A 26,814-nucleotide genomic window follows, 5' to 3' on the forward strand; every position below is an offset into this window, starting at 1 on the left:
TGCGCATAGGACATGAATTGGGATAGGATGTGTGTAATTATGGAAAATAAGAAGAAGATACTCGCATTTATTGGTTCCTATGCAGAATCGAATCAACCAGGGCTATATGTAGGCAGTTACGAGGAGTCAAACGGTAGTCTTACCGTAATCGATGAAGTGGATGGTTTGCAAAACCCAACTTTTCTGGAAGTGAATTCAGACAATCTCAAGGTGTACGCACTGACAGAGGGGATTGGTTCTGAAGGTCAGCGTTGTGGAGCTGCAGCTGCATTCGAGATTGATCCAGCATCGGGCAAGCTATCGTTGTTAAACAAAGAAAATACGGTGCCTGCAACTACCTGTCATATTACTTTGGACCATACTAATCAGTGTATCCTCGTAGCTAGCTATCACGGCGGCATGATTGGTTTGTCCCCGCTGCTTGAGGATGGCCGAGTCGGGGCTATCACTGATATCCAATGGCATAAGGGATCAAGCATATTGCCTGATCAGGACCGACCACATGCCCATTTCGTGTTTATTGACCGACAGAATCGTTTTGTTGGCGTTTGCGATTTGGGTCTGGATCGCATTTTGTTGTATAAGCTGGACCTGGCTGCGCACCGACTCCTTCCACATGGGGAAGTTCAAGTAGCTCCAGGATCTGGACCGCGACATTTCGCCTTTCATCCATCCTTTGCTTACGGGTACGTAATTAATGAACTGAATTCGACGATTACTGCTTTCTCTTATGACGAGGAGCTGGGCGTGTTGACCGAAATTCAGAGCCTGTCTACACTACCTGATGACTTTGAAGGGGAAAATGCTTGTGCTGACATCCACATTTCTCCAGATGGCAATTTCCTCTATGGGTCTAACCGAGGTCACGACAGCATTGTCGTATATGCGATTGATCGCGTAACCGGCAGACTTAGCATCGTTGAGTTTGCTCCAACACTAGGAGGTCATCCTCGTAATTTTGCCCTATCACCAGACGGACAATTTATGTTGGTAGCGAATCGGGATGCGAACAACATCGTCACGTTTAAGAGAGATGAAAGTACGGGGAAGCTTCTTCCTACGGGAAGTGTTTTGAGTGTGTCTAAGCCTGTTTGCATCAAGTTTGTCAGTATCCATTAATCGAATCGGATAACGAACACTTCAATACCCTTCGCATGTGCGGAGGGTATTGTTTGTATTGCACACACTTATATTTGGTATTTATTGATATAATTCGTATATGATAAAAGGGCGAATGATATTTTCTAGGGATAAGAGGGAGGGACCTATGTGGAGTCGTAGTGATTTAAAAACAAGAGCCAAAGAAACGTTAAGATCTTCCTATTGGAAGGCGTTCATCATTAGTTTGCTTCTAGCTATTGTTGGTGGCGAGGAGAGTTCGATTCATTTCGATGGACGAGTTATTAAGGGAGAAGCGTGGAACCTAGGGAATAGCTTTACATCTTTAGGCAATGAGCTTTTCTGGCTAATTTTGGGGGTGGTCATTACTTCGGCTCTTGTTATTTTTATAGTCGTTTTTGCTTTACGTATTTTTCTGGGTTATCCGCTTGAAATAGGAGCTAAACGGTATTTTAAACAAGCAGCGGAACAGGATGTGGATCTGAATCATGTAGGGTTTGCTTTCGAGCAGTCAAGGTATTTGGATACGATTAAAGCTATGTTTTGGCGCGATCTTCTCAATCTATTATGGTTCCTGCTATTGATTATTCCTGGCTTCGTCAAATCGTATGCGTACAGTATGGTTCCGTATATACTAGCGGATAATCCTCATATTGGCTACAAACGTGCTGTTGGTTTAAGCAATGAAATGACGGATGGTCATAAGACGAGCATGTTCGTACTGGATCTCAGTTTTATAGGTTGGTATCTATTAGGAACCTTAGCGTTGTTCGTCGGGGTCATTTTTGTGTGGCCTTATGTCAATGCTACCAAAGCTGAGCTCTACTTAACTTTGCGCCAACGAGCATTAGAATATGGGATAAGCACGACGGAGGAGTTAAGGCTGCAGGCGTAATTCCTTTGAGAATGTCAGGATATAGTAAAAAGCACCCCATAGGGTTCATAACATAGAGGCATTCTCTGTGTTCATGAAACAATGGGGTGTTTTGTTTGTGGTACTATTTGTTCTTGATGGGTAATGAATAATAACCAAATGCAAGATCAAGTAAAGCACTCGCTTCTTGACGAAGCAAAGGTTGCTTAGAACGGAAATCCACAGAGCCGTCCGCTTTTACTTTTGTATCTGGGTCTATAATGCCTTGAGACACTAGTGCGGTGATCGCATCAACCGCCCAAGAATCCGTGTCACCCGTAAGCTTAATATCTGTTGCGGGCTTGGCTTGTTTTAGATTTTGAATCATAACCGCTGCAATTTGTCTTGTAATCGGGGCATTACGATCAAATCCAGGTACGCTGGATACGATCTTTTCTTTGTTACTATCAAGGTAATCACTAAATGTAGCCCATCCATGGGCAAGAATAGCGACATCCGCAAACTCGCCTTGGGTCATTGTGCCGCGTGGCTCGAAAAGGTTGCCTGATTTAGCGCTTATAACATCAAAAGAATGCAGATTGTCGATGTAGGTTTTATAGACGCTGTCACTAGGTACATCTGTGAATGCTGGCTTCAGATGAACCTTACGGGCATCAGAACCATAATCTAAGGAGTTGGGGTTCGTGTAATAGAAGTATTCAACCTGATCTTTATGATCTTTCTTAAAAGCTAATTTGTTACCAGACTCATCTTCAAACAATAGGGGATTTACCATTTTCAAGGTATGCTTGCCGCCAGTTCCTGTCTCCATAAGCAGGTTGCCATCTGCATAAGTAAAGTTGGATTTCAAGAAATAAAATCGCGTATTTTGATAAGATCCCACGTATTTAGCCGCGTCTGACTCACTTAAAGGGACATAAGTGTTTTTCTCTGGCGTTCTCTCGTCTGGGAAATAATGATCCATGAACGCCTCATACACTTCTAAGCTCATCATCGTATCATTGTTATAGGACATATAAAAAGCGGTGTTTTTCTCTGGCAATAAAACGACCAATGATTGATGACCTGGCATGTTCCCTCCCTTGAGGACGACATGGTGGCCATTCATGAGATCATTACGATAGCCTTCAAATCCACCAACGGTCGTCATAGGAATCGATTTGTCGGCGAACACCGCGTAGGTTTGCATCTGCTCCATTGTTTTCTTGCTAACGATTTCCTTCCCATCGAAGGTACCCTGTTGCTGAAACATGATCAAATACTTAGCCATGTCCTCTCCTGTTGAAAGGATACTGCCCTGTGGTCCATCGGTTGGGGCTTGTCCGTATGCCGGGTGAGGCGCACCATCTACACCGTATTGTGTGGCCATTCTGGCTAGAAGCTCAGGAGTGAAACGAGAGCTAGTGGAGTTCATGCCTAATGGCTTGAACACATTCTTTTCCATATACTGAGGGAACGGTATACCGCTTACGGTTTCTACGGCATAACCAGCAAGTAGGAAAGCAAAATTGTCGTAGGTATAAGCTTCTCCAGGCGTTCGAACGACTGTTGGCATATGCTCTGTCATAAACTCTTTCATGGGAATGACCTGATTCACATACTCAGGTCCAACATAGAGTGCTTTATCCGGATAATCAAATCCTGCTGTGTAGGTCAGCATATCGTACATGGTTAACGGTTTATTCGTTTTATTCGGTACTTTCATGCCACCAAGATACTCGGTGATATCGTGCTTGAGATCGATCTTTCCTTTTTCTGCAAGCTGCAAGGCCGCTAAGGCGGTAAATGTCTTCGAAACGGAAGCGATTTGGAAAACGGTGTCTTTATCTACAAGTGTCTTCTTTTCCTTATCGGCATAGCCATACCCTTTATTGACGAGCACTTTGCCGTCTTTGACGACTACGAAATTAGACCCGTTGACATTATATTTCTTCATTTTTTCCGCAAATACAGGGTCCATGAACGCTTCGATTTCTTTTGAATCTTGTGGACCCTTCGCGCTTACCTTAGTCGTTGGTTGAGATACGGCATTGTTAGGTGCGGCACTGGAATCCTGCGCTGAACAAGCAGTAAAAACAGTTGAAGATAATAGTAAAGTAGCGAGAGAGAGATTGCGAGTCATTTTATGCATAGCTTCATTCTCCTTTAAGTGGTTGATAGTTGCTTCGTTGTTTTCCATTCCGGCACGTGTTAAATGATGTTTAGGATTCCTCCTTCCTGCTTGTGTTCTGGATGGCCAACACCCCCTGAGTATTGCAAACAGGCTGTCATACTAACAAGTTACCTTGTGTCACCTCTTCGTATCGTGCCTTTTAATTCGTTTGCTGATCTGTCATATGACATTTTGACACTAGCTATCAAGAGAGTTGGTGGATTAAACTACAGACGAATAAAGGGGTTCAACAAACAAAGGAGGTGTAATGAACATGAAAAAACGGCTCGTACGCAACATGCAAAATGTAATCTTTTTGTTACTTACTTTCACTACGGGATTGTTTTACTTTTGTTTTTACCTAGTTAGTCTGACGCTTGGCGTAAGCCTATCTTTTACATTAATAGGGATTCCGCTACTTACCTACGTGATGCGTACTACGCAAACCTTTGTGCAATATGAACGTATTCAAACGAAGATCTATACGGATATCTCGATAGAGCCATATGAAGGGAAACAACCAATAGACGGCCAGCTTTGGTTGCAGGCCAAAGCTGAGCTTATGGATCGGCGTAACTGGAGCGCGATCTTTTGGTTGATGCAGAAGCTTGTTATTGGGCTTGTGTGTCTCATCGGCACAGTTGTCTTGTACATCATGCCATTGATTTTGATTTTGACACCTTTCCTTGCTCCTTATATAAATATCCAAATACTGGGTATGCCAATAAACACACTGACGAAGTCTCTGTCTGTTATGGTTATTGGGCTTGCTCTTGCCGCTCTTGGATTGTGGATCGGCGAGGGAGCAGTACGCATGTGCGGTGTTTATACGCGTCATATGATCAAGGCGATTAAAGGATATCGAGTTTGAAGCTTTAATACCTAAGTAACAATTTTGAAAAGTGCATACGGGTGGAGGTTGTTCTATAATAGTTAGGGAACATAGGGAGAAGTTTGGAGGAGGTGACTGATTTGTTTGATATGGTAAAACAGTGGTTCTGGTATGACTGGATTATGCTGATACTTCGGCTTATAATCTGTATTTCCCTCATTCTCACCATGGTTGAGGTGCAGGAGCAGTTGACTTTACCCTTGTGGGCAGCTGTTTTCTGGGAGATCATCGCTTTTTCTGTGCCTTGGCTGATCTTGCTGCTTAACTTTCGCTATTATCTCGTTGCAGAAATGATTCTTTACGGTGGCATATGCTTGTACTTAAGCTTTTTATTCCCTGAAGCATATCTTGTCTTTTTGATGCCTGCATTCATGATTGCAGCCAATAGTGCCCAAAAATCATATCGTTGGTCGGGACCCATTACCATCCTCGTTATTCCAATATTGATCAATATGGTCTCTATTCAGAGCAATCCTTGGTTAACAATCGCCCACACCGGACTGGCTTATGCGATAGGTTTTGCTTTTCATCTACTCGTCGTCAATCATCGACAAAATGAGATTATCCGCGATCAAAATACCGTTTTAGAACAGTATTTATCCCAAATTGAGCGCGTAACGCTCCTCGAAGAGCGAAACAGGCTCTCCAAGGATTTGCACGATACAGTCGGACATTCTTATACGTCTATCATCATGGGTTTGGAAACCTTACGGCCTGAGCTTTCGACAAAGCTTGGCGAGGATAAACTTGATTCTTTGCTGCATTTGGCGCGTAGGAGCATAGATGAAGTCAGAGGATATGTACACCAAATGGACTCACCGCAAGACAGGCTGCCGCTGGTCCAGTCATTAAAGCAGCTGATCGATGAGTTTCAGGCAAACTCCAAAGTCAACGTTCGCTTCAGAGCCTTGGGAGACGAATGTTCGTTACCTAAACAGACCCAAATGACCTTTTATCGCTGCCTGCAGGAATCGTTAACCAATGCGGTGCGTCATGGTCATGCAACGGAAATTGTAGTTTCCTTGCAATTTGAGCAGCGTCAGACGCGACTTGAAGTGCAGGATAACGGCCAAGGGGCCGAGAATTTGCAGGAAGGCTTCGGATTGACGGCGATGAAAGAGCGAGCTTTTAATCTCCAGGGGCAAATATCTGTCTACTCGGAGCTAGGCGAAGGAACCGTCGTTACCTGCACATTGCCAAGGCAAATGGAGCTGCCTGATCAAGTTATTCGGTTGCTCCTTGTTGACGACCAGCCGTTCATTCGAGAAAGCCTTCGAATCCTCTTGGAAGGGCAGCGAGATCTGCAAGTGGTTGGTTTGGCTGAGGATGGCGGACAGGCTGTAGCTATGTGCGAGCAGGCGCAGCCGCAAGTGGTGCTTATGGATCTGGACATGCCGAATATGGATGGTATTTCGGCTACCAAAATGATTAAACAGCATTGGCCAGACATTCGCGTACTGATCTTGACTACTTTTCAGGAAAAAGAAAAAGCCATTGAAGTGCTGCGAAGCGGAGCAGACGGTTATTTGCTGAAGTCTATGGAGCCACGCGAATTGGCGGAAACGATTCGCCTCGTCCATCGCGGGGGCGCAATCATCGCTCAGGATATGTCGACGAAATTGTTTGAGGAGCTTGGCATATCTCAAATAGAGACAGAAGCTCAAAGTGCGGAAACGAAGTCAATGGACCCCTATGGGCTAACATCGCGGGAACTAGAGATTTTAGAGTTGGTAGCCAAAGGGCTGCGTTATAAGACGATCGCCTCCAGATTATATTTATCTGACGGAACGGTGAGGAATTATGCTTCAACGGTTTATCTCAAACTGGGTGTACGCAATCGAGAAGAAGCGGTTCAGAAGGCTGTGGAAGCTGGGCTTCTTTAAAGAACTTAAGGGGTGGTAAAAGATGAAACTAACCGCAGAATCAGATGTCAGGAGCCATTATTTACTCGAAACAGAAGAAGTGGATTATAGTCATCCACTCATTATGGAAAAAGCGGAAGACTTATACCTACAATCCGCAAATGAAGTGGATTTTGTGAGACGTACCTATAGCTTTGTACGTGATCATATTTCCCACTCTTGGGATATCCAAAGTTCGCGTGTTACGTGTAAGGCTTCGGAGGCGTTGCTTTATAAGGAAGGGATTTGCTATGCCAAATCTAACCTGTTGAGTGCGCTCTTGAGGTATAAAGGGATTCCAACTGGTTTTTGTTATCAACGTCTTACTCTCGGTGATACACCGGATACTGGGTACTGTATCCACGCTCTAAATGCGGTGTATATACAGGCAATGGATCGGTGGGTTAGGCTCGATGCACGTGGGAACAAGGCAGGAGTTGATGCTCAGTTTTCAATGGATAGCAAGAAGCTTGCTTTTCCAGTCAGAGAGTACTATGAGGAAATTGACTATCCAGTCATTTATGTGAATCCATGCCCAGAAACGATTGCCGTTTTAAAGGAACAGACAGATTGTTTGAATATGTGTCTCAATCATTTACCTACACATTTAAAGGGCGCTGCCACTTTTGAAGCGCAATAATTATCAATGAAAAAGCTTAATCCGAGCAAGTGCTGGACAAAGCTTTTTCTTGTTACAATAAGTTATAGGAATCTATTGTTTGTTAGGTATTAGAAGAACTTTACCTGAGGTCATGTTAGAACAATAATGGTTGATGGCTGAAACCGCTTCATGGAGCGGAAAGGTTTGGTTAATTTCGGTTTGAATCGTAGTACCGATACACTTTTTCATAGAGGATTGCAGAGCGAGCAGCTCGAAAATGGATTGTGTTTTCACCCAGTCGGATGCCCAAAAACCTACAATGCTTTTACGGCGGAAAACAAGGTCTTCCGTTCGGATGGTTGTCGTGCTGCCTCCAAGGAGTCCATATTGATAAACCGTTGAACCATCAGGAAGGGCGGAGAGAACGAGGCCAGTCCAATCACCGCCGACAGCATCAAAGCCAATCGTAGCCCCAAGGTCGTGACATTTCTGCTTTAAATCTTGCTCAAAATGAGCCGAATGACGGTTAATCACATGAGGATTTCCTAGATCCTTTAGAAGGCGTTCATGTTCTTCCTTTCGGACAACACTTATGATCGGCAGCCCATGTGCTTGCCCAAGCTTGACGAGTATTTTGCCAAGTGCGCTGGCCCCGGCAGTTTGTACGATAGCTTTGCTTTTATGCTGTTTGGCGATCTTGATCATGGCTAACGCGCTTGCTGGATTCACGAAGAAGACAGCACCCTGCTCGTCCGACACAGAGTTTGGCAGGACCATGCACGTCATCGCACTTGCTTTGGTGTACGCTGCCCACGATCCGAAACTTTCCGACACGAAGGCGACGCGCTTTCCTTTCAACATCCGCGCAACAAGGCTGTTCCCTGTAGCGACAACCGTTCCACAACCCTCCATCCCGCCAACACAAGGCAGATTCCGCTTAATCCCATAATGCCCGTCCATGAACAAGAGGTCAGCTGGATTAATCGAAGCGGCATGCACCTTGATGAGCACTTCATGACTGTTAATTTCAGGAATCGGCGTTTGGCCGTACACAAGTCCTGAAGGTCCCAAATAATCGTTCAATAACACTGCATGCATCTGTTTTGTCATGCCCTACACCACCCTATGTTTGGAATTTAATTGGATTCAACCTGCTGCTTGATCCTTCTCCAGTCCGCTAAATGCGTCTCCAGGTTTTCAATAAGCATGTCGATGCCGCTTAGAAAGCTTTCTTTATCGGAATTTTGAATGTTGATTGCTTCTGATGTTGAGGGACGGGCTGGAAGGGCGGCGATCAGCTGCTTTAATTGGGCCTCAATAGGATTCATTGTAGTTGTTGATGAGGCTACCGTGTTATGTCCATCTTTCTCAGCCGCATTGTTTGCATCAGCTTTTTTGCTTTTCTTTGGCGCCTTTGGTTCTGCCGACTTTGCTCGTTCTGCTTTGTTTTGCTCAAAGACAGACCAGGTTTGTAGCAGCTCATGTCCCGATTTGTATAATAACTTGCCTTTCGTACTGTCGGAAATATCTTTATCTTTAAATAAGCGAGCGATCTTTTTGACATCGCTCACGGGGAGTTCGTCTTTAGCAATAATGAGAGCGAGCGGATCGCGGTGTTCGATCGCTAAGTCTTTAATTGGCAGGAGTTGATCTTCCGTTAGCTTATCTTTCTTTATTTCTGTGCCGCCTACGATTAGTTTTCTTACGGAGTTTCCGAACTTTAGCAGATCACATTTATTTTTGATATAAGTCTCTGGTTTGCCGAGTTTACTCGATAGGTACTTGGTCGAGCTGCTGAATTTCGGATCGTTCAACAGCTTGTTGAAGGCTTCAGCTTCTTCGATGGGTGAGAAGCCTTCTCTCGTCAGATTTTCTGCGATTTGTTCGAGATAAATTTCCAATTCATTCGTAACCGTAGAGACGATACAAGGGATCGTCTGACGTTCGAGCGTTTTGCAAGCTTTGTACCGTCTATTTCCATATATAATTTTATAGCGCCCCTGTTCGGTAGTTCTTACTTTAATAGGGGATAAAAGCCCGAGTTCTTCGATGCTTTTCATTAATTCAATAAGGGAATCTTCATCAAACTGGTATCTGGGTTGATCCGTATCTTCATCAATTAAATGTGTGGGAATTTCGATAATATCCATGTTCGTTCTCCTATCGTTCAATTAAGTCAGTCATTCAAGCGGTCAATGGGGACATACGTATTATATACTACAGCAGTAGGCGTAGGAATATTTTCTTAATCTACAAATAATGAACAGACCAAAGGAAAACATAAAGCCCGACCTGAGCTGTGCAGGTGCCTTCGTAAAAAATGGCTATTATTCATAGTTTCCTTTCCATTTATACAATGATTTGTGGCATGATAGCAATATGTGCAAATCCATATAATGGAAGGTAGGCCGTGTGATAATGACAGGGCCCACCATAAGAAATGATGAAGGTGAGGTTCATTCATGAATAGGGAACTTGAAGATTGGCTTGTAGAAGCAGATATAAAGAGCATGCAGACAGCTATGGAAGCGGGCTTGCTACGTTCAGAGGAGCTTGTTGTCGCTTATATAGCGCGAATTAGTAAGTATGATGTTAATCTTCATACCGTTTTGGAAATAAATCCAGATGCCGTTGATATTGCCAAGGCGTTGGATAAAGAAAGGGCAGAAAAGGGAAGTCGAGGCAGCCTGCATGGGATTCCGATCCTACTTAAGGACAATATAGACACGCACGATCGTATGCATACGAGTGCAGGGTCGATCGCGCTAGCAGATTCTACAGCTGCTGAAGATTCATTCGTCGCTGCGCAACTCCGCTCCGCAGGTGCCGTTATACTCGGGAAAACAAACATGACGGAATGGGCCGGATTTATGTCAAGTACCATATGGGCGGGTTATAGTTCAAGAGGCGGATTAACGCTGAACCCTTACGATCCAGGCGAGCTATTCGTTGGCGGATCGAGCTCTGGCTCAGCGGCAGCCATTGCAGCTAATTTGGGTGCTGCAGCGATTGGCACGGAAACGTCGGGATCAATCATTAGCCCCGCTAGTCAGAACAGCCTCGTCGGAATAAAGCCTACGGTCGGCTTAATTAGTCGATCCGGCATCATTCCTATTGCACATAGTCAAGACTCAGCTGGGCCAATTGCCAGAACGGTGACAGACGCGGCAATTGTGCTGGGTGCTCTGACAGGGAAGGATGCCCGGGATGTTGACACGTTATCTAGTTTAAATCGTTCGTATCGAGACTACGCGCAGTTCCTGGATGTGGATTACTTGCAACAAGCAAGGATTGGAATTCCCCGTTTTTACTATGAGGACTTGGATGAAGATCGATTAGCTATCGTGGAAGCCGCCATCGTCGTGTTGAAAAATAAAGGCACTACGATCATCGATCCTGTGGAGCTTCCATGTCAATCTACAGTCTGGGACTGGCATGTGTTGAAGTATGAATTTAAAAAGGATCTGAATGACTATTTAGTCCGATTACCTGCAAATATACAGGTACATTCCCTACAGGATGTTATTGCTTTTAATGAAAGAAACACAGAAAAAGCGTTGAAATACGGGCAGGATATCCTCATCGATTCGGATAAAACAAGCGGTACACTGACGGAGCAGGAATATTTGGACAGTAAATCAAAAAATGCGGAGATGTCGCGCAGGCAAGGCATCGATTTCGCACTAGAGAAGCACCGATTAGACGCGCTCTTATTTCTTGGCAATGAGGGAGGCTCGGATTTGGCTGCAAGAGCGGGTTATCCATTAATTACAGTCCCAGGAGGTTACGCGGTAAATGGGGTTATCGCTCCAGGAGGTTATCAGACGAAAGGACCGCAGGGCATCACTTTTGTCGGTACGGCCTATAGTGAACCGACGTTGATCAAGATCGCCTATGGCTTTGAGCAAGCCACCAAACATCGGAGAGCACCTCATTTGGACGCAAAATAGATTCGCCATTATTTAACCGACGGTTGACAAGCTGCCTGAGTAAGCTTTAAGCTTTTGAACAGGATATTCTGGTAATATTAGTATGATTTTTAAGGACGGTTTATAAAAAAATGAGCAAAAAAACAGCATGGAAGCTATTTACTTATGTACCGTTTGTATTGATTTTTCTTGGTATTGGCACCATTCATACGTTGATGCTGGCTAATGAGAAAGCAAAGCCTTATCCAGCGTCTTATGGGCGAGCGACAGCGCTGCCTCATTTAGCTGCGAATGGGAAGGCCGTTCAGCCAATCGGCGAAGGGGCTTTTGCTTATAGATCAGGTCAATCTCTTGTGTATGTGAGCGTAAATGAGGAGGGTCGTCAGGTTTCCCAAACGAGGCCATTGCCTGACAACGGATCCTTCAGATCCTACACGCTAACAAAAGAGGATGCCGTCTGGATTGGAGCGGATAAGAAACTATTCGCCAGTGAATGGAAGGACGGCGCGTGGTCGCCAAAACAATTGCTTAGTGAAATAGGGGTTTCACACGTTCAAGCCGTGAATGGCGCTAACGGAAGCAGGCTGCTGCTCGCTTATAACGAGGATAACCTCTATGTTGGGGCCATCGAAGGGAAGAAAGCAATAAGCTGGTCAAAGCTTGATATTGCAGGCATTAGTCAGCTGCAAGGTGTAATAGAACAGGATGGCAGCTTAGGGATCGTGTATGCAGCTAATCAGGAAGGGAAAGTTGCAATTGGTTATGCCAAGCTAGAAGCGGAATCCTTGCGACCTTTACAGCTGAATAAGCTGAAGGATGTTGAGCTGACGACGAGCAAATTGGATGATATGTCGATTATTCAAGAGGGAACTTCGCTTAAGGTCGCATATACCATCAGCTCGAACAAATCAGGAAAAAGCGCTTTGCATCTGCTTAGCTTTCCATCGAATCGTCCAGAAACCGCTCAGGATGAGCAGATAAACCTTCCTGTCTCGAAAGGGGTAGACTCAGACACCGTTCTGCATCCAACCTTTAGCAAGACACCGTCCGGCGAGGGAGCGTTGATCGTTTCGTCAGTTTACGAGAAGAATCGTCGGTTAACAAGCCAGGAAGTTTACAAGCTGGATCTGAAGGAAGGGAAGCTAAGCTCATCAGAGCGGCTTAGCCATTTCGATGGTTTTGCCGAGTACCCGATCTTGATTTCGGGTAAAGGGCATGGACTTGCAGTCTGGTTGGCTCCAGAAAACGCTGGATCGTTCCGCGTTTACTATGCGACGGATCAATTACCTTATCTAGAGAGAATGAATACCTTGACAGCCCAAGATTACCGTATAGCTGCTGAGACGCTGCCTCTCCTTTGGGGAATCGGACTGCTGACTGCGCTGTTAAGTTTGAAGTGGATCGTTTTACCTGGCCTTTATTTGCTAGTACTTAGCGCCTTCTGGCAGTATCTGTATGACTCGCACGCCAAGCTTAATTTTGGATTGTCGCTTGGTATGTATTTCGTGGTTAAAGTGTTACTAATCAACGATTACCGCAAGCCTCTAGCCTTGCAGGTCATGCCGGATTTTTTACAATCCACCTGGGGCTATCTGCTGCTTTACCTGATTTTCGGTGTGCTTGCGTACGCATTTACAAGGATTTGGAGAAAAGGTTTGGATGAGCGCAATATTGGATTAGAGCTGCTCTATTTCGTATTGCTCGATGGTTTGATGACGAATTTGTGGTACTCGTATTTCATATCGCCAGCTTTTTTATGAAATGAGGTAGTTCCCCATAACCATTTTCATTCGAAGAATACCCTCTTTGATCCTTTCGACTGTCAGTCCTCCATAACCAAGGACCACGCTGTTTGTATACGAACCTTTCGTTAAAGCGAATTGTTCGACGGGATAGACGAGCAGATCGTGGTCTTTAAATTGCTGTACGAGCGTATCATCGAATGTGAGTCCTTCGAATCTGACAACCAGATGCATGCCTGCGGCGTGTCCTAATATTTCGACAGCCCCGAAATGCTCCGTCAAGCTTTTGATTAAAACTTCCCTTCGTTTCCGATACACTTTTCTCATCCGGCGGATATGCCGTTCAAGGTGCCCCTTTTCAATAAAACGAGCCATTATTAGCTGCTCTAGTGCAGAGGTATGGCGGTCTAGATACCACTTATTTTTTTGAAAGGTTGCTAATAGGGACGATGGGAGTACAATGTACCCGATTCGCAGGGAGGGAGATAGGATTTTACTGAATGTTCCTACATAAATGACCTTTTCAGGATCAAGACCCTGCATGGAATGAACAGGTACGCCATCATAGGTGAATTCGCTATCGTAGTCGTCCTCTACAATGTAACAATTCATGGCTCTCGCATACTCGATCAGTTGAATTCTTCGTTGGATGGGTAAGGTGCCCCCCAGGGGAAACTGATGGGAGGGAGTCACAAAGACGAAGCTAGGCCTGTCGGAACGAGACAAACGATCAGGCAGAATCCCCTTATCGTCGACCTGAATGGGGCGCACTTCTGCGCCTGCATAGGTGAATATAGCACGCATTTCACTTGCTGCAGGATCTTCTACAGCAATGTAAGATTGCGTATCAGTAAGCAGTTTTGTGATCAAATATAGCGCCTGGGTAGCTCCGGAGGTAATGAGAATTTGATTGGGCTGGCAGCGAACACCTCTGACCTGTCTCAAATAGGAGGCTAGCGTGCTTCTAAGTGCCAAGGCGCCTTCAGGCTCAATATAGCCAAATAGATGATCAGGAGATTCGTAGCATGTTTCTTTGGCGAGTCGCCCCCACAGATGACGTGGGAAATAGTCCGTTGCTGGTCGGCTCGCATGGAAATCGATGAGGGAGCGGCTTGCTTTTATGGTGGAGAGAACTTCAGGGTCATTGGGATGCTCTGGGCTTGATCTTAGACGCAGTGAAGCGCCTTCGGCAACGAAGGTGCCTGAACGAGGGCGAACCTCCAAATATCCTTCCACCAGCAGTTGATCGTAGGCCTCCATAATAATATTTCGTGATACGCCACATTGAGATGCAAGCTCTCTGGAGGATGGTAATTTCATGCCTTCCACGAGCACCTTGCTCCAGATGGCCTCACGAAGTTGTTCGTATACTTGTGTAGTTAATGTTTGCTCCTTGGTTCGATCGACCGTTAACAGCATGGCACTCTTTCTCCAATCTTACATCTGGTACTATGAGAATAATTAAATTGTGGATCTTTCATGACCAGTTAATGATGTATTATGATGATAACAGGAACGAAGAACATTGCCTAGTAGGCTTACTTGTCATCATGAAATGGAGCAGTGACCAATGAAAACAATCGGCTTAATCGGTGGACTTAGCTGGGAATCAACGACGGAGTACTACCGTCATATAAATCGAATAATGAATGAACGTCTCGGCAGCTTACATTCGGCTAAATGCTTGCTCTATTCCTTGGATTTCGAAGAAATTGTTAAACTTCAGGAACGAGGAGATTGGGAGGAAGCGACTCGAATTATGGTTGAATCCGCCCGGATTTTAGAGAAAGGCGGAGCGGACGTAGTCGTCATCTGTACGAACACGATGCACAAAATGGCCGATGAGGTACAGGCAGCGATTCGAATTCCGCTGCTTCATATTGTCGATGTTACGGCTGAGCGAATCAAAAAACAGGGGCTTACGAAGGTTGGGGTCCTGGGTACACGCTATACGATGGAGCAAGCGTTTTATCGTGAGCGGCTGAATCGTCATGGCATTGAGGTTATCATACCGGAAAGCGATGAGCGAGATTTGATTCACGGCGTGCTGCGGAATGAGCTTTTTAAAGGAAATTGTCTGCCTGAATCCAGAGCTAAATTCATTGCGATTATCGAACGCTTGCACGCACAAGGGGCAGAAGGGATTGTTTTGGGCTGCACCGAAATTCCTTTGCTTATTCAGCAGCAGGATACGAGGATCCCTCTCTTCGATACAACACGCATTCATGCGGAGGAAAGCGTCGAATTTGCAATAGCTTCGAATTATGTGATGAGTTAGACCAATAGCAGAGCAACATGGGGCGTACCTATGGTTGCTTTGCTTTTTTAGTTGGTTCAGGTTTTTTCTTGTTTTTTGACGATAAATATCTAACAAAATGACACCTCGGTATCTACAACGAATAAAAAAAGAAGAAATGCCACATAAGTCCGCTTAGAAAAGCGTTCTTAGGCGGCTTTTTTTTTTGTAAAATTTTTGTGTGGAATGATGGTTTGATGACTTCAAAAAAAGGCAGAGAAAAGGTGAAGCCATGCTCTTTCGATTAAATGAGGTGCCATTCAGCGCGTATGGCTCGTTTATGGCCATAACGGAGATAGTTCCAAGTGATCAAATTCAAGGCATTTACATCAAAAGCGTTCGTGGCGGAGATGAGAAGGCTGGCCTTATTTTTCGCATAGAGGCAACCTGTGAAGATAAGATCGTTCCGTACACTTACCAGGTTTCGGCGACGCTTTTGCAAATGAATTCGGACAAAGGTTACCTTGCGATTTCATTCCAAGAACCGGATGTCATTCGGATCAACGGGGAGGGTATCGGAGTAAGACTCGTTGTTGTAAACGACACCTACGATTACGCGGTTCCGATGGGCGATATCATCGAGCTGAACAGCTACTCGAAGGAGAGGCGGTATGCGCTGCATGCATGCCAAGGCAACATGCAGATGGAGGCTCCTTGGGAAGGCTCGAGATGCCGCAGCATTGCCTTCGACCTTAGCCCAAGCTTAGACGAGGGGCAGATTGATTTGCTTATTCATGAATATGCGGTTGTCCCAAGAGCGGGCTTTAAAGACAGCGCTTCCATCGGAACGAAGGAGCATTTTGAATCATTTTTAGCGCATACGCGAGGCTGCTCTTCGCAATTTGAGACAGCTAGAGAGCTTGCTGCTTATATCACTTGGTCATGTGTTGTCGAGCCAGAAGGCTATTTGCCTCGGAGAGCGATGTACATGTCCAAAAATTGGATGACGAATATATGGAGTTGGGATCATTGCTTCAACGCGATGGCGCTCATCGAGGGCGAACCGCAGCTCGCTTGGGACCAGTTCATGATTTTCTTTGATCGACAGGATGAATCGGGCATGCTGGCGGATTTAATGAATGACAAATATGCCCTGTGGAATGGCTGTAAGCCACCGATTCACGGCTGGACGCTCGCTTGGATGATGCGGCGAACGGATTACGTTACCGTGGAGAGAATGAAAGAGATTTATGAACCCATGGTTCGCTGGACCAACTTCTGGTTCGAGCATCGGGATACCCAGAAGAGCGGCATTCCTGCCTATAACCATGGCAATGACAGCGGCTGGGACAACAGCACTATTTTCCATTTGGGAGTGCCGCTGCAATCACCAGACTTATGCGCTTTTCTTGTGCTTCAGATGGACGTTCTCGGAGAAATCGCACTGCAGCTAGGCTTAATCGGTGAAGCCGAGAGCTGGAGACAGCGCTCGGAGGAGCTTTTGCAAGCTACTCTCGCGCATTTTTGGAATGGCGAAGCCTTCCTAGCCAAGCTGACTGAAAGCAATCAAGCGCATGTAGGCGACAGCCTGCAATTATTTCTACCCGTTGTTCTGGGACATAGGCTGCCAGAAGCAGTCAGAGAAAGGCTTGTTGAAGGGTTGAAGCAATCGGGACGTTTTCTGACCGAGCATGGCTTTGCTACAGAAAGCGTACGCAGTGAATTTTATCAAGCAGACGGCTATTGGAGAGGACCGATTTGGGCACCATCTACCCTGCTGATATACGAAGGACTGAAAGCTTGCGGAGAGCTTGATTTTGCGATGGATATCGCGGAGAGATTCTGCAAGATGGCCGCGCAGAGCGGCATGGCGGAAAACTATGACGCTATAACGGGAGAAGGACTACGGGATCGCGCGTTTACTTGGACCTCTAGCGTTTTTCTAATTTTGGCGAATGAGCTTTATCGACATGAGAATAAATAAAACTAGGTGAACATCATGAAGGAGGCAAAGAAACGATGAACAGCAGTTTGTTAAATATGGCTGGGAAAGTCGCCGTCATTTCCGGCGGCGCATCAGGAATTGGTTACGCTTCCGCAGCAATACTAGCGGAGCAGGGCGCTCACGTTGTCATCTTGGATATTAATGAGCAGCAGGGTGGTGAATCCGCTTCCCGCTTGACACAACGGGGTCTGAAAGCCTCATTCACACGTTGTGATATTACATCGGCGCAAGATTGTAAGCAGGCGATCGATCAGACAGCGGCAGCGCTAGGACGAATCGATATCTTAATGAACAACGCTGGCATCATCCGCCGCAAAACGGTTGTAGAGCTTGAAGAGAATGAGTGGGATGCGGTCATCGACATTACGTTAAAAGGCGCCTATCTGCTGTCCAAATTTACCATTCCGGTCATGGCGCAATCCGGCGGCGGCAGTATTATTAACACCGGATCGGGCTGGGGCTTGAAAGGCGGAGACAAAGCCGCTGCATACTGCGCGGCGAAAGCGGGCATCGTCAATTTGACGCGTGCCATGGCGATCGATCACGGTTCTGAACATATTCGCGTTAACTGCGTTTGTCCAGGCGACACGGATACTCCGCTGCTTCGTGACGAGGCCAAGCAGCTGAACCTAGAGGAAAAAAGCTTTCTTAAGTCCTCGGCTGTTGGAAGACCTTTGGAACGAATTGGGACACCGCAAGACATTGCCAAATCGGTCTTGTTTTTGGCTAGCGACATGTCTTCTTGGGTTACAGGGTCCGTGTTAGTGGTGGATGGTGGCGGTTTAGCTTGATCGCGTAATGGATGTAAAACAATGTATGACAAATTGACATGACGAGAGGTCCAGGAGGAGAACATGAGACAAAATCCGCGTATCCATCCCTATATTCCGAATACAGTACCCGAGGTCAAGCAGGTGATGCTGCAAGAAATTGGCGTAAGCAGCATCGAGGAGCTGTATCGAGGCATCCCGGAAAGCTTGAGATTCAGAGATCAATTACAGCTGCAGCCAGCCCTGACGGAGTATGAGTTGCAGCGCCATATTGAGAAGCTGCTGAGCAAAAATACGTCGGCAAAGGCCAACTTGAATTTCCTAGGTGCGGGATGCTGGCAGCATTTTATCCCCGCTGTCTGCGACGAGATCAGCCAACGCTCTGAGTTCGTCACGGCCTATGCCGGAGAACCCTATGAAGATCACGGTCGCTTTCAGACCCTGTTCGAGTACCAAAGTCTCCTTGCGGAATTGGTCGATATGGATGTTGTCAATGTGCCAACCTTTGATTGGGCGCAAGCCGCGGCTACCGCGCTGCGGATGGCGGTAAGGATAACAGGGAAGCAGGAAGTGCTGCTCCCGGCTATCCTGCACCCAGATCGCAGAATGATCATCGAAAATTACTTATCCCCAGAGATAACTTGTGTATATATCGATGCCATTTCCGACACAGATTCCAAGGGGGGTACGCTTGATCTTAACGATCTACAGAATAAGCTTACTGATCACGTTGCTGCGATCTACATCGAAAATCCGTCCTATATCGGTATTGTGGAGCATCAAGGGCAACAAATTGCCGATCTTGCGCATGCGGCTGGTTCTTTGTTCATCGTGGGCATCGATCCGATTTCACTCGGTGTACTGAAGCCGCCGAGTCAATACGGCGCTGATCTCGTATGCGGCGATCTTCAGCCGCTCGGTATTCATATGCAGTATGGCGGCGGGCAATCGGGTTTCATTGCGAGCCGCGATGAGGAGAAGTTCGTCATGGAATATCCTTCACGTTTATTCGGTATTGTGCCGACGATTGTTGAAGGCGAGTACGGCTTCGGCGATGTGGCCTACGAGCGGACTTCGTTTGCCAAACGGGAAAAGGGTAAAGAATCGGTGGGCACTCAAACCGCGTTATGGGGAATCACTGCTGGCGTTTACTTGGCTTTGATGGGGCCGCTCGGTATGCAGGAGGTTGGACAAACGATCATCCAGCACGCTCAGTATGCCGCTTTGCGTCTGAGCCAAATAAAAGGCGTGAGCCTGCGCTTCACTACTCCTTTCTTCAAAGAATTCGTCGTTGATTTCAATGAATCGGGAAAAACGGTTGAAGCGATTCATCGTGATTTGCTTGCTTGCGGTATTTTTGGTGGCAAGGACCTCTCCCAGGAGTATCCAGAGTGGGGGCAATGCGCACTGTATTGCGTGACAGAAATCCACACCAAAGAGGATTTAGAGCAGTTAGCTGCTGCCGTCAAACAAATCGTAGAAGGATAACCAAAGAAGGGGAGGGAGATCGCTATGAAACGGATTCAAAGAGACACAATGAGAAAATTTCATCAGGCCAAATGGGATGAGCCCATTATTTTTGAGTTACATCGTGCTGGGGAACGCGGGGTGTCAGTACCGCTGGCAGACGCTTCGATCAAAGCCGAAATAGGCGATGGGATATCTGCGCTGCCACCAGAGATGATTCGTGAGGCGGCTCCGGCGCTTCCGGAAATCGGTCAAGCGAAGGTATTGCGACACTATCTCAGACTTTCACAAGAAACGCTGGGCTCAGATTTCAATGTTGAGATCGGTCAGGGAACCTGCACGATGAAATACATTCCGCGCGTGAATGAAATGTTGATTAGAAACGTGAACATGATGGGTCTGCACCCTTTGCAGGACGAAACGACCGTTCAAGGGATCCTTGAGATCTACTATTCGCTTGACCTTGCGATGCGCGAGATATCGGGCTTGGATCAATTTACGTTCCAGCCAAGCAGCGGCACGCAAGCACTGTTCGCTATGGCGTCAATCTGTCAGGCTTACCATGAGCATAAAGGTGAGGCGCAGCAGCGCAATGAGATCATTACGACGATCTTCTCCCATCCTTCGCAGGCGGCAACAGCGGCAGTAAAAGGGTATAAAATCATTACGCTTTATCCAGATGCTGACGGCATGCCTGACATGGAGGCATTAAAACAAGTGGTATCCGAGCGAACAGCTGGGTTTGTGGTAGCCAACCCGGAGGATACGGGCATTTTTAACCCGAGAATCAAAGAATTCACGGATTTGGTGCATGAACACGGCGGTATTTGCTATTACGACCAAGCGAATGCCAATGGTTTGCTTGGGATCGCTCGCGCCAAAGAAGCGGGCTTCGACATGTGTTTCTTTAATTTGCACAAAACATTTGCAGCTCCGCATATGTGCGGAGGCCCTGCTACGGGCGCTCTGGGCGTTGTGAAAGAGCTGATTCCTTTTCTCCCTGGACCCCTTGTGGAGTTCGACGGTCAGACGTACCGTTTCAATCACCAGCTTGCGCATAGCATCGGTAAAGTCAGAATGTTCCACGGGGTTGCACAAACCGTGCTGCGCTCTTATGCATGGATTCGCGCGTTAGGCGCCGATGGGCTGCTCGATGTCGCGCAGACGGCCGTGCTGAATAATAACTATTTATACAGCAAAATTTTGAAAATCAAAGGGGCAAGCGCTCCGTATGTTCAAGGCGGAAGATTGGAGCAAGTGCGGTATAGCTGGGAGCAGCTTACGAAGGATACGGGCATTACAACCGAGGATGTTCAGCGGAGAATGTGCGACTTCGGCTTGCATTACTGGACCAGTCATCATCCGTATGTCGTGCCTCAGCCATTTACGCTCGAGCCAACGGAATCTTATTCGAAGGATGATCTGGATGAATATGTCCAGGCGCTGGAGAGGATTTCATGGGAAGCTTACAATGACCAGCAAGCGATCTTGGACGCTCCGCAGTTCAGCACGGTCCACCGCATCGAAGAGTCAAGCCTTGATGAGCCGGAAGACTGGTGCATCACCTGGCGTTCTTATCTTAAAAAAGCAAAATAGTGCATAGGGAAGTGCCGGGGATATGAGTTCCCCGGTTTATTTTGTTACCGTATACCCCAGTCCCTTTCTGTGAAATGATCTGCTATAATGGCGATATATGTCGAAACGGGAGAGTTGATTTTGAATGCGTTTACATCCTCGTCAGTTGTTGAAAGTTGCTCAGCAAAGCTTGCAAACCAAACTCACGCTATTTATTATGCTGGTTGCAACGATACCCTTGCTGATGTTTGGATTTTTCTCCTATTTGAAATCGTCTCAGATGATTAACCAGCAATTTGGTTTGTATGGGAACAACTCAGTAGCGCTGCTGCAATCCCAGATTGATTCAGGCTTACGACAGATGAAATTTACGGCTACCGATATTTTAGCTTTCCTGCTAGACCCGAAGTTTACCATCTTGCACGAGGAAGTGCCGTCAACTTATAAAGGCTTTCAGGATGAGCAGCAGCTTGAACAGTTTCTGAAAGCACATAAAACCGTGGATACGAAAGGGATCTTCATCATAACTCAGTCGGGCTACTATTACGGTGAAAGTACAATAAATGCTCCAAAAATCATCGAGGAGGAGCTGTTTAATAAGGGAAGCTTATATCCCGACAGCTACTGGTTTGGTATTTATGAGCCTAAACATTATAAAGTGGGGATGACGAATCCCGAAGAAAAAGTGATTGGCCTCTTATTTCAAATCAAAAACCAGAACAGCTTTCTGGAGGGGAGCCATATCCTGATTGAAGTAAGCGCGGATAAACTGCTTGAACTATTCAAAGAATTTGAAGCTGACACCCATTCTCATATTAAGCTGACGGATAAACAAGGCCGACTCATTTATCAGACAGAAGCAGGCTTCAGCGGGAAGGCAACGGATGTCGTGTGGGTCAAATCTTCCGAGGTGACGGACTGGAGCATCGAAGTTCGCATTCCTTATGGCGAGTTCTATAAGTCATCGGTTCTCATCCGCACGTTTACCATGGTGGCTGCGGGATTTGCATTATTGCTCGCGTTGATTCTTTCGATTATTATATCCTCGCGCTTTATTCGGCGTATTAAGCGTCTCAAAGAGACGATTCAGCTCGTCGGCATTGGCAGACTAGAGACGCGTGTAGAGGTTGATTCCGAGGATGAGCTCGGCAGGCTCGCATTCAGCTTTAATAATATGCTCTTTCAATTGGAAACGCTGATCGGCGAGGTACGTCACGCCGAAGGGCTGAAGAAAGAAGCAGAGCTGCGCGCCCTGCATTTTCAAATTAATCCACATCTCTTGCTAAATACGTTGGCCTCGATCCAATGGAAAGCCCGCTTGCAAGGGGCACAAGAGGTGAACAAGATGATCTATCATCTCACCAAGGTGCTTGATGGCAACTTGAATTTCACCCGTGAAATTGTAACCCTGGATAAGGAATTAGATCTGATTGATCACTTTCTGAACATCCAACAGCTTAGATATGGACGTGTATTCTCCTATGAGATCGCCAATAAAGGCATAGATTTAGAACGCGTATGCATTCCTCGGATGACGCTGCAGCCCTTGGTTGAAAATATTTTTTTCCATGGCTTTGAAGACGGGGAGGGCGCTATTAGGCTAAGCATCGGGGTGGATCAAGGCGATGCTGTTGTGACTTTGATCGATAACGGCAAAGGCATCAAGCCTGAGGTTCTTGCTCATATGCTCAATGCGAACGAGCATCAACAATCGTTGAAGCGAATTGGAATGTTCAATGTTGACCAGCGCATTCAATTGCATTTCGGCTATAAGTACGGTCTACGTGTCCAATCGGAGCTAGGCAAAGGAACGTCCATTACAATCCGTTTACCTTATGGAGAAGAGGGGGATGCACATGGTTTCGGAGGCACTTATCGGGGTCATGATCGTTGATGACGAAGCGATTATTCGCAAAGGGTTAAAGGCGACTATTCCATGGGAAAAATACGGTATGAAAGTGGTCGCTGACGCGCCGACGGGCACGAAAGCTTGGGATGCCTTTATGGTCGAACGGCCGGAAGTGGTCATTACGGATATTGTGATGCCAGAAATGAACGGCATCGAGCTTGCCAAGCTAATTAAAGAAAATGAGCCGCAGACCAAAGTGCTGCTGCTCAGCTGCCACAGCGATTTCGGTTATGTGCAGCAGGGAATAAAGCTGGGCGCTTCCGGCTATTTATTGAAAACGTCGTATAACGATGATGAATTAGAAGAGTTTCTTGAGCAATTTCAGCATGAGATTGATACGCATAAGCGGTTGCGCAAGAAAGAGGGGCAGAAACAGTTTCTAGACTGGTTGTATGGCATCGATCTTCATTTGACAGAAACGCTGCCATCTGCAAAGGAATGGCAATGGGTGCTTGAGCCCAGCTTGATTTATTTAGCAGCCAACGCTACCGGAGAAGCTGCGCTTAGCCTGAAAGTCATTGCCGATCAATGGATGTTTGAAGTAATTAAATTTGCTGAAGATCGTTTCTTTCTGCTGGGTCCCGCAGCTTCCTGCAAGGAATTCGATAAACAGCTGATTGATTTGAAAAGTAGGTATCCGCAGCTGCGCTGGATCAAGGAAGGGCCTGTTGCGGGCATCGAGCGCTGGATGGAAGCTGTTAAGCGTGTTTATCGCCAGACGGAGACGGAACATACGTACAACGTCAATCCCGAGGCGTGGCCGGAGCCGATTGCCTTGGCTGTGAAGATGATCGTACAGCGGGTTGATGAGAAATTATCAGTTTCTGATGTGGCGCGTGAGGTAGGTCTTAGCAGAAGCCATTTGAGCAGCTTGTTCAAGAAGACGCTTGGTGAAGGGTTCGTCGCGTATACGTATCGAACGAAGCTCAAAGCAGCGCAGCAATTGCTAACAACAACGGATACGACGGTTCAGGACATTGCTGATAAATTAGGCATGATCGATGCCAAATATTTCAGTAAATGGTTCAAACGATGTACAGGGAAAACACCCAGTGAGTTTAGACATGTGAATAAACATTAGTCAGCTGAGCAGCACAGGGGAGCGCAAAATCTTCAGTGATTTCGTGATTCTTTTGTGTTTTTTGTTATTTATGGCGCATCCTAGTTATCGAAACAGACGATCAGCAACCAGAAGTCGAACAAATTTCCACCTGGGCGAGAATCCATGATGAAAAACAGACAACGTTCTTCCATATACCGTTCATTCCTCGGTTCAGGCAATGGACGTATCGTTTTATAATGAAAGCGATTCACCAAATAGATGGAGGAGGGGTTCTCATGAAACGTTCCATGGTCGTAGTCATCCCAGTATTGTTTACGCTTTCATTGGTGGCGTCAGGATGTGGAGGTTCGGAAGGGAACACAAGTAAGCCGACTGCGGCAGCATCAGATAAGCCGACAACCAGTCCGAGTCAGACGAAGGATAGTACGAACGGAAGCAAGCTTACGCTTCGATTCGCCACATGGGATACGGGGGACGCGCTGAAGATCGAGCAGGACATTGCCAAGAAATTTGAAGAATCGCACCCTAATACCAAAATTCAAGTAGAAGCATATGGCGATGGCTTCGATCAAAAGCTGGCAGCCGCCATTGGTGCCAACGACGCCCCGGATATTATGTACATGTGGGATTTCCCCACCTATGATGCGAATTTGGAGCCGTTAGACGATTTGATGAATAACGATGTGGATTTGAAGCGCGACGATTTCTATCCAGGACTTTTCAATTATGTGAAAGTAGACGGCAAATCGTACGGCCTGCCCGCAGGATTTACGACGCGTATTATGTACTACAACAAGAAGCTGTTCGATCAAGCAGGTGTGCCTTATCCGAAAGAAGGCTGGACATGGAACGAGCTGAAAGAATCGGCTAAGAAATTGACGGATACGTCCAAAAAGCAATATGGCATCGGGATACGCGCCTCCAATGATCCTTATGATTTGCAAGGCATGATCTGGAGCAATGGGGGGAGCTTCATCAGTCCTGATGGTAAAACAATCGAAGGCTTTATGAATGGCAAAGAAACCGCGGAAGCTGCGCAATTGCTCGGTGATTTGTTGAAGCAAAAATCCGGCGTCGTGGTTGGCGGCAAAAATCAACAATCCGGCGACGATATCTTCAAAGCCGGCAAAATTGCGATGTGGGAAAGCGGCATATGGCCATTGGATGATTTTAAGAAAACAGGCGTTGATTTCGGTACTGTCGTTATGCCTTCCTTCGAAGGTAAGCCATTAAAAGGGGTCGTCGCCGAATCCGCTATTTCGATCTCCAAAAATTCGAAATATAAAAAAGAAGCTTGGGAATTCGTGAAGTTTTATGCTTCTGACGTAGCCATCAAGATGCGAACAGCGGATCTTCCAGTGCGCAAAAGCGTAGCGGATCAGATGAAGCTGAGTCAAGATCCACTTTTCCAGCCGTTCTTCAAAATGCTTGAAGCTTCGGACAATACGCCTGCGTTCTTGCTTAATCCCAAATGGAATGAAGTGAATCGCAATTTGACTTCTGCTATTGACGCAGTGATCTCCGGGCAAAATGCGAAAGAGACCTTGGATCTCGCCGTCAAGGATTCCCAAAAGTTTATTAAATAGTCGACCCGAATGGAGAATGACGATGCCTACACAAATATCCAAAACCATTGCAATCCGCCGGGCTTCATTCAAGAGGGGTAGGATCATTCCCTACCTCTTCATCCTTCCTTGGATTATTGGTTTCGCAGCATTTACGTTGGGACCGCTCTTATTTTCACTCATCATCAGTTTATACGATTGGCCGATTACTGGGCAGCGTAAGTTTATTGGGCTGCAAAATTATATCACAATGTTCACGGACGATCCGTTATTTTGGCATTCTCTAGGCGTTACTTCTAAGTTTGCGCTTATGCTTGTACCGCTTAATTTGGCTTTCTCGCTCACGCTTGCGATGTTGTTGAACCAGAAAATTAGGGCAAGCGGATTGTTTCGGACGATCTTCTATTTGCCTTCTGTCATATCGGGCGTTGCCCTTTCGATGATTTGGTCTTGGGTATATAGCGGAGAGTATGGACTGCTTAATTATCTGCTTTCCTTGGTTGGGATCACAGGACCCGATTGGCTGCGCGATCCCCATTGGTCGCTTACGGCGATGGTCGGAGCCAGTCTATGGGCCCAAGGCTCCATGGTGCTTATTTACTTGGCAGGTTTGAAAAATATTCCCAAAGACTTATATGAGTCCGCTTCCATGGACGGTGCGAATGCATTTCGGAGATTTTTTGCCATTACGCTTCCGATGTTAAGTCCAACGATCTTGTTTAATTTAGTGACGTCGATCATTGCAGCCTTCCAGCAATTGACCTTGGCGTTGACCTTAACGGGTGGCGGACCGCTGAAATCGACATATTTTTACGCGATGTACGTCTATGAGAATGCGTTTAAGTTTTTCCATATGGGCTATTCCGCAGCAAACGCGTGGATTATGTTTTTGATTGTGCTCAGTTTGACGGTCTTCGTATTTAAATCCTCTAGCATGTGGGTTTTCTATGAGAGTGAAGTGAAGCAGCAGACGGGCAGCAAACGCGCGAGAAGCAAGGAGGCATCCAAATGAAC

General features: G+C 46.3%; 20 protein-coding genes. 16 read left to right on the top strand and 4 right to left on the bottom strand.

The features are described 5' to 3' along the window. Window positions 1-39 precede the first annotated feature (39 nt). Entirely contained in the window at window positions 40-1,119 is a 1,080-nt protein-coding gene (locus GK047_RS02785; protein ID WP_163940834.1) for a lactonase family protein, read from the top strand. A 148-nt stretch (window positions 1,120-1,267) separates the two neighbouring features. Then, the gene (locus GK047_RS02790) at window positions 1,268-2,014 is read left to right on the top strand and encodes a DUF975 family protein (RefSeq protein WP_163940836.1); all 747 of its coding nucleotides are present in this window, start codon (window positions 1,268-1,270) and stop codon (window positions 2,012-2,014) included. A gap of 103 nt (window positions 2,015-2,117) precedes the next feature. Here the strand turns inward: GK047_RS02790 and GK047_RS02795 are convergent, their stop codons facing one another. Continuing rightward, entirely contained in the window at window positions 2,118-4,124 is a 2,007-nt protein-coding gene (locus GK047_RS02795; protein WP_163940838.1) for a serine hydrolase domain-containing protein, read from the bottom strand. Window positions 4,125-4,419: 295 nt separating this feature from the next. Here GK047_RS02795 and GK047_RS02800 point away from each other — a divergent pair, with 295 nt between their 5' ends. From GK047_RS02800 to GK047_RS02810, 3 genes are all read left to right on the top strand, one after another. Further along, window positions 4,420-5,016 (top strand): sensor domain-containing protein, encoded by a 597-nt coding sequence (locus tag GK047_RS02800; protein ID WP_163940840.1) that lies wholly within the window; start codon window positions 4,420-4,422, stop codon window positions 5,014-5,016. 101 nt (window positions 5,017-5,117) lie between these two features. Continuing rightward, entirely contained in the window at window positions 5,118-6,920 is a 1,803-nt protein-coding gene (locus tag GK047_RS02805) for a helix-turn-helix transcriptional regulator (RefSeq protein WP_163940842.1), read from the top strand. Window positions 6,921-6,942: 22 nt separating this feature from the next. Continuing rightward, the gene (locus GK047_RS02810) at window positions 6,943-7,578 is read left to right on the top strand and encodes a transglutaminase-like domain-containing protein (protein ID WP_163940843.1); all 636 of its coding nucleotides are present in this window, start codon (window positions 6,943-6,945) and stop codon (window positions 7,576-7,578) included. A gap of 72 nt (window positions 7,579-7,650) precedes the next feature. Here the strand turns inward: GK047_RS02810 and GK047_RS02815 are convergent, their stop codons facing one another. Together GK047_RS02815 and GK047_RS02820 are read right to left on the bottom strand one after the other, a co-directional pair. Beyond that, window positions 7,651-8,649, bottom strand: a complete 999-nt coding sequence (locus GK047_RS02815; RefSeq protein WP_163940845.1) for a zinc-binding dehydrogenase — start codon at window positions 8,647-8,649, stop codon at window positions 7,651-7,653. Between the two features lie 26 nt (window positions 8,650-8,675). Further along, window positions 8,676-9,689, bottom strand: a complete 1,014-nt coding sequence (locus GK047_RS02820; protein ID WP_163940847.1) for a ParB/RepB/Spo0J family partition protein — start codon at window positions 9,687-9,689, stop codon at window positions 8,676-8,678. 312 nt (window positions 9,690-10,001) lie between these two features. On the opposite strand from GK047_RS02820, the gene GK047_RS02825 reads away from it, so the two are divergent. Further along, a complete protein-coding gene (locus GK047_RS02825) occupies window positions 10,002-11,489 on the top strand; it encodes an amidase family protein (protein WP_163940849.1) in 1,488 nt (495 codons plus the stop codon). A 110-nt stretch (window positions 11,490-11,599) separates the two neighbouring features. Beyond that, entirely contained in the window at window positions 11,600-13,228 is a 1,629-nt protein-coding gene (locus GK047_RS02830) for a hypothetical protein (protein ID WP_163940851.1), read from the top strand. Here GK047_RS02830 and pdxR read toward each other — a convergent pair. Then, entirely contained in the window at window positions 13,223-14,629 is a 1,407-nt protein-coding gene (gene pdxR, locus GK047_RS02835) for a MocR-like pyridoxine biosynthesis transcription factor PdxR (RefSeq protein ID WP_163940853.1), read from the bottom strand. The genes GK047_RS02830 and pdxR overlap by 6 nt on opposite strands. Before the next feature lie 151 nt (window positions 14,630-14,780). On the opposite strand from pdxR, the gene GK047_RS02840 reads away from it, so the two are divergent. The 9 genes from GK047_RS02840 (at window position 14,781) to GK047_RS02880 (ending at window position 26,812) form a co-directional block, all read left to right on the top strand. Continuing rightward, window positions 14,781-15,488 (top strand): aspartate/glutamate racemase family protein, encoded by a 708-nt coding sequence (locus tag GK047_RS02840; protein ID WP_163940854.1) that lies wholly within the window; start codon window positions 14,781-14,783, stop codon window positions 15,486-15,488. Between the two features lie 250 nt (window positions 15,489-15,738). Further along, complete coding sequence (locus GK047_RS02845; RefSeq protein ID WP_163940856.1) at window positions 15,739-17,430, top strand: amylo-alpha-1,6-glucosidase; 1,692 nt, start codon at window positions 15,739-15,741, stop codon at window positions 17,428-17,430. Between the two features lie 35 nt (window positions 17,431-17,465). Beyond that, complete coding sequence (locus GK047_RS02850; protein ID WP_163940858.1) at window positions 17,466-18,242, top strand: SDR family NAD(P)-dependent oxidoreductase; 777 nt, start codon at window positions 17,466-17,468, stop codon at window positions 18,240-18,242. 63 nt (window positions 18,243-18,305) lie between these two features. Beyond that, window positions 18,306-19,709, top strand: a complete 1,404-nt coding sequence (gene gcvPA, locus GK047_RS02855; RefSeq protein ID WP_163940860.1) for an aminomethyl-transferring glycine dehydrogenase subunit GcvPA — start codon at window positions 18,306-18,308, stop codon at window positions 19,707-19,709. A 24-nt stretch (window positions 19,710-19,733) separates the two neighbouring features. After that, window positions 19,734-21,284: an aminomethyl-transferring glycine dehydrogenase subunit GcvPB gene (gene gcvPB / locus GK047_RS02860; RefSeq protein WP_163940862.1), complete on the top strand. Its 1,551-nt coding sequence runs from the start codon at window positions 19,734-19,736 to the stop codon at window positions 21,282-21,284. Window positions 21,285-21,408: 124 nt separating this feature from the next. Then, on the top strand, window positions 21,409-23,157 hold the full coding sequence (locus tag GK047_RS02865; protein WP_163940864.1) for a sensor histidine kinase: 1,749 nt from the start codon (window positions 21,409-21,411) through the stop codon (window positions 23,155-23,157). Next, a complete protein-coding gene (locus tag GK047_RS02870) occupies window positions 23,120-24,253 on the top strand; it encodes a response regulator transcription factor (RefSeq protein ID WP_163940866.1) in 1,134 nt (377 codons plus the stop codon). The genes GK047_RS02865 and GK047_RS02870 overlap by 38 nt, the downstream gene beginning before the upstream one ends. Window positions 24,254-24,510: 257 nt before the next feature. Further along, on the top strand, window positions 24,511-25,821 hold the full coding sequence (locus GK047_RS02875) for an ABC transporter substrate-binding protein (RefSeq protein WP_163940868.1): 1,311 nt from the start codon (window positions 24,511-24,513) through the stop codon (window positions 25,819-25,821). Window positions 25,822-25,843: 22 nt separating this feature from the next. After that, a complete protein-coding gene (locus tag GK047_RS02880) occupies window positions 25,844-26,812 on the top strand; it encodes a carbohydrate ABC transporter permease (RefSeq protein WP_163940870.1) in 969 nt (322 codons plus the stop codon). The last annotated feature ends 2 nt before the right edge of the window (window positions 26,813-26,814 follow it).

Origin of the sequence: Paenibacillus sp. SYP-B3998, assembly GCF_010820665.1 — a bacterium.
Taxonomy (GTDB): Bacteria; Bacillota; Bacilli; order Paenibacillales; family NBRC-103111; genus Paenibacillus_E.

Excerpts from the sequence above, each read along its gene's own strand:
- GK047_RS02785 (WP_163940834.1), top strand. The coding sequence starts at position 40 with ATGGAAAATAAGAAGAAGATACTCGCATTTATTGGTTCCTATGCAGAA.
- GK047_RS02790 (WP_163940836.1), top strand. The coding sequence starts at position 1,268 with ATGTGGAGTCGTAGTGATTTAAAAACAAGAGCCAAAGAAACGTTAAGA.
- GK047_RS02795 (WP_163940838.1), bottom strand. The coding sequence starts at position 4,124 with ATGCATAAAATGACTCGCAATCTCTCTCTCGCTACTTTACTATTATCT.
- GK047_RS02800 (WP_163940840.1), top strand. The coding sequence starts at position 4,420 with ATGAAAAAACGGCTCGTACGCAACATGCAAAATGTAATCTTTTTGTTA.
- GK047_RS02810 (WP_163940843.1), top strand. The coding sequence starts at position 6,943 with ATGAAACTAACCGCAGAATCAGATGTCAGGAGCCATTATTTACTCGAA.
- GK047_RS02815 (WP_163940845.1), bottom strand. The coding sequence starts at position 8,649 with ATGACAAAACAGATGCATGCAGTGTTATTGAACGATTATTTGGGACCT.
- GK047_RS02820 (WP_163940847.1), bottom strand. The coding sequence starts at position 9,689 with ATGGATATTATCGAAATTCCCACACATTTAATTGATGAAGATACGGAT.
- GK047_RS02825 (WP_163940849.1), top strand. The coding sequence starts at position 10,002 with ATGAATAGGGAACTTGAAGATTGGCTTGTAGAAGCAGATATAAAGAGC.
- GK047_RS02830 (WP_163940851.1), top strand. The coding sequence starts at position 11,600 with ATGAGCAAAAAAACAGCATGGAAGCTATTTACTTATGTACCGTTTGTA.
- pdxR (WP_163940853.1), bottom strand. The coding sequence starts at position 14,629 with ATGCTGTTAACGGTCGATCGAACCAAGGAGCAAACATTAACTACACAA.
- GK047_RS02840 (WP_163940854.1), top strand. The coding sequence starts at position 14,781 with ATGAAAACAATCGGCTTAATCGGTGGACTTAGCTGGGAATCAACGACG.
- GK047_RS02845 (WP_163940856.1), top strand. The coding sequence starts at position 15,739 with ATGCTCTTTCGATTAAATGAGGTGCCATTCAGCGCGTATGGCTCGTTT.
- GK047_RS02850 (WP_163940858.1), top strand. The coding sequence starts at position 17,466 with ATGAACAGCAGTTTGTTAAATATGGCTGGGAAAGTCGCCGTCATTTCC.
- gcvPA (WP_163940860.1), top strand. The coding sequence starts at position 18,306 with ATGAGACAAAATCCGCGTATCCATCCCTATATTCCGAATACAGTACCC.
- gcvPB (WP_163940862.1), top strand. The coding sequence starts at position 19,734 with ATGAAACGGATTCAAAGAGACACAATGAGAAAATTTCATCAGGCCAAA.
- GK047_RS02865 (WP_163940864.1), top strand. The coding sequence starts at position 21,409 with ATGCGTTTACATCCTCGTCAGTTGTTGAAAGTTGCTCAGCAAAGCTTG.
- GK047_RS02870 (WP_163940866.1), top strand. The coding sequence starts at position 23,120 with ATGGTTTCGGAGGCACTTATCGGGGTCATGATCGTTGATGACGAAGCG.
- GK047_RS02875 (WP_163940868.1), top strand. The coding sequence starts at position 24,511 with ATGAAACGTTCCATGGTCGTAGTCATCCCAGTATTGTTTACGCTTTCA.
- GK047_RS02880 (WP_163940870.1), top strand. The coding sequence starts at position 25,844 with ATGCCTACACAAATATCCAAAACCATTGCAATCCGCCGGGCTTCATTC.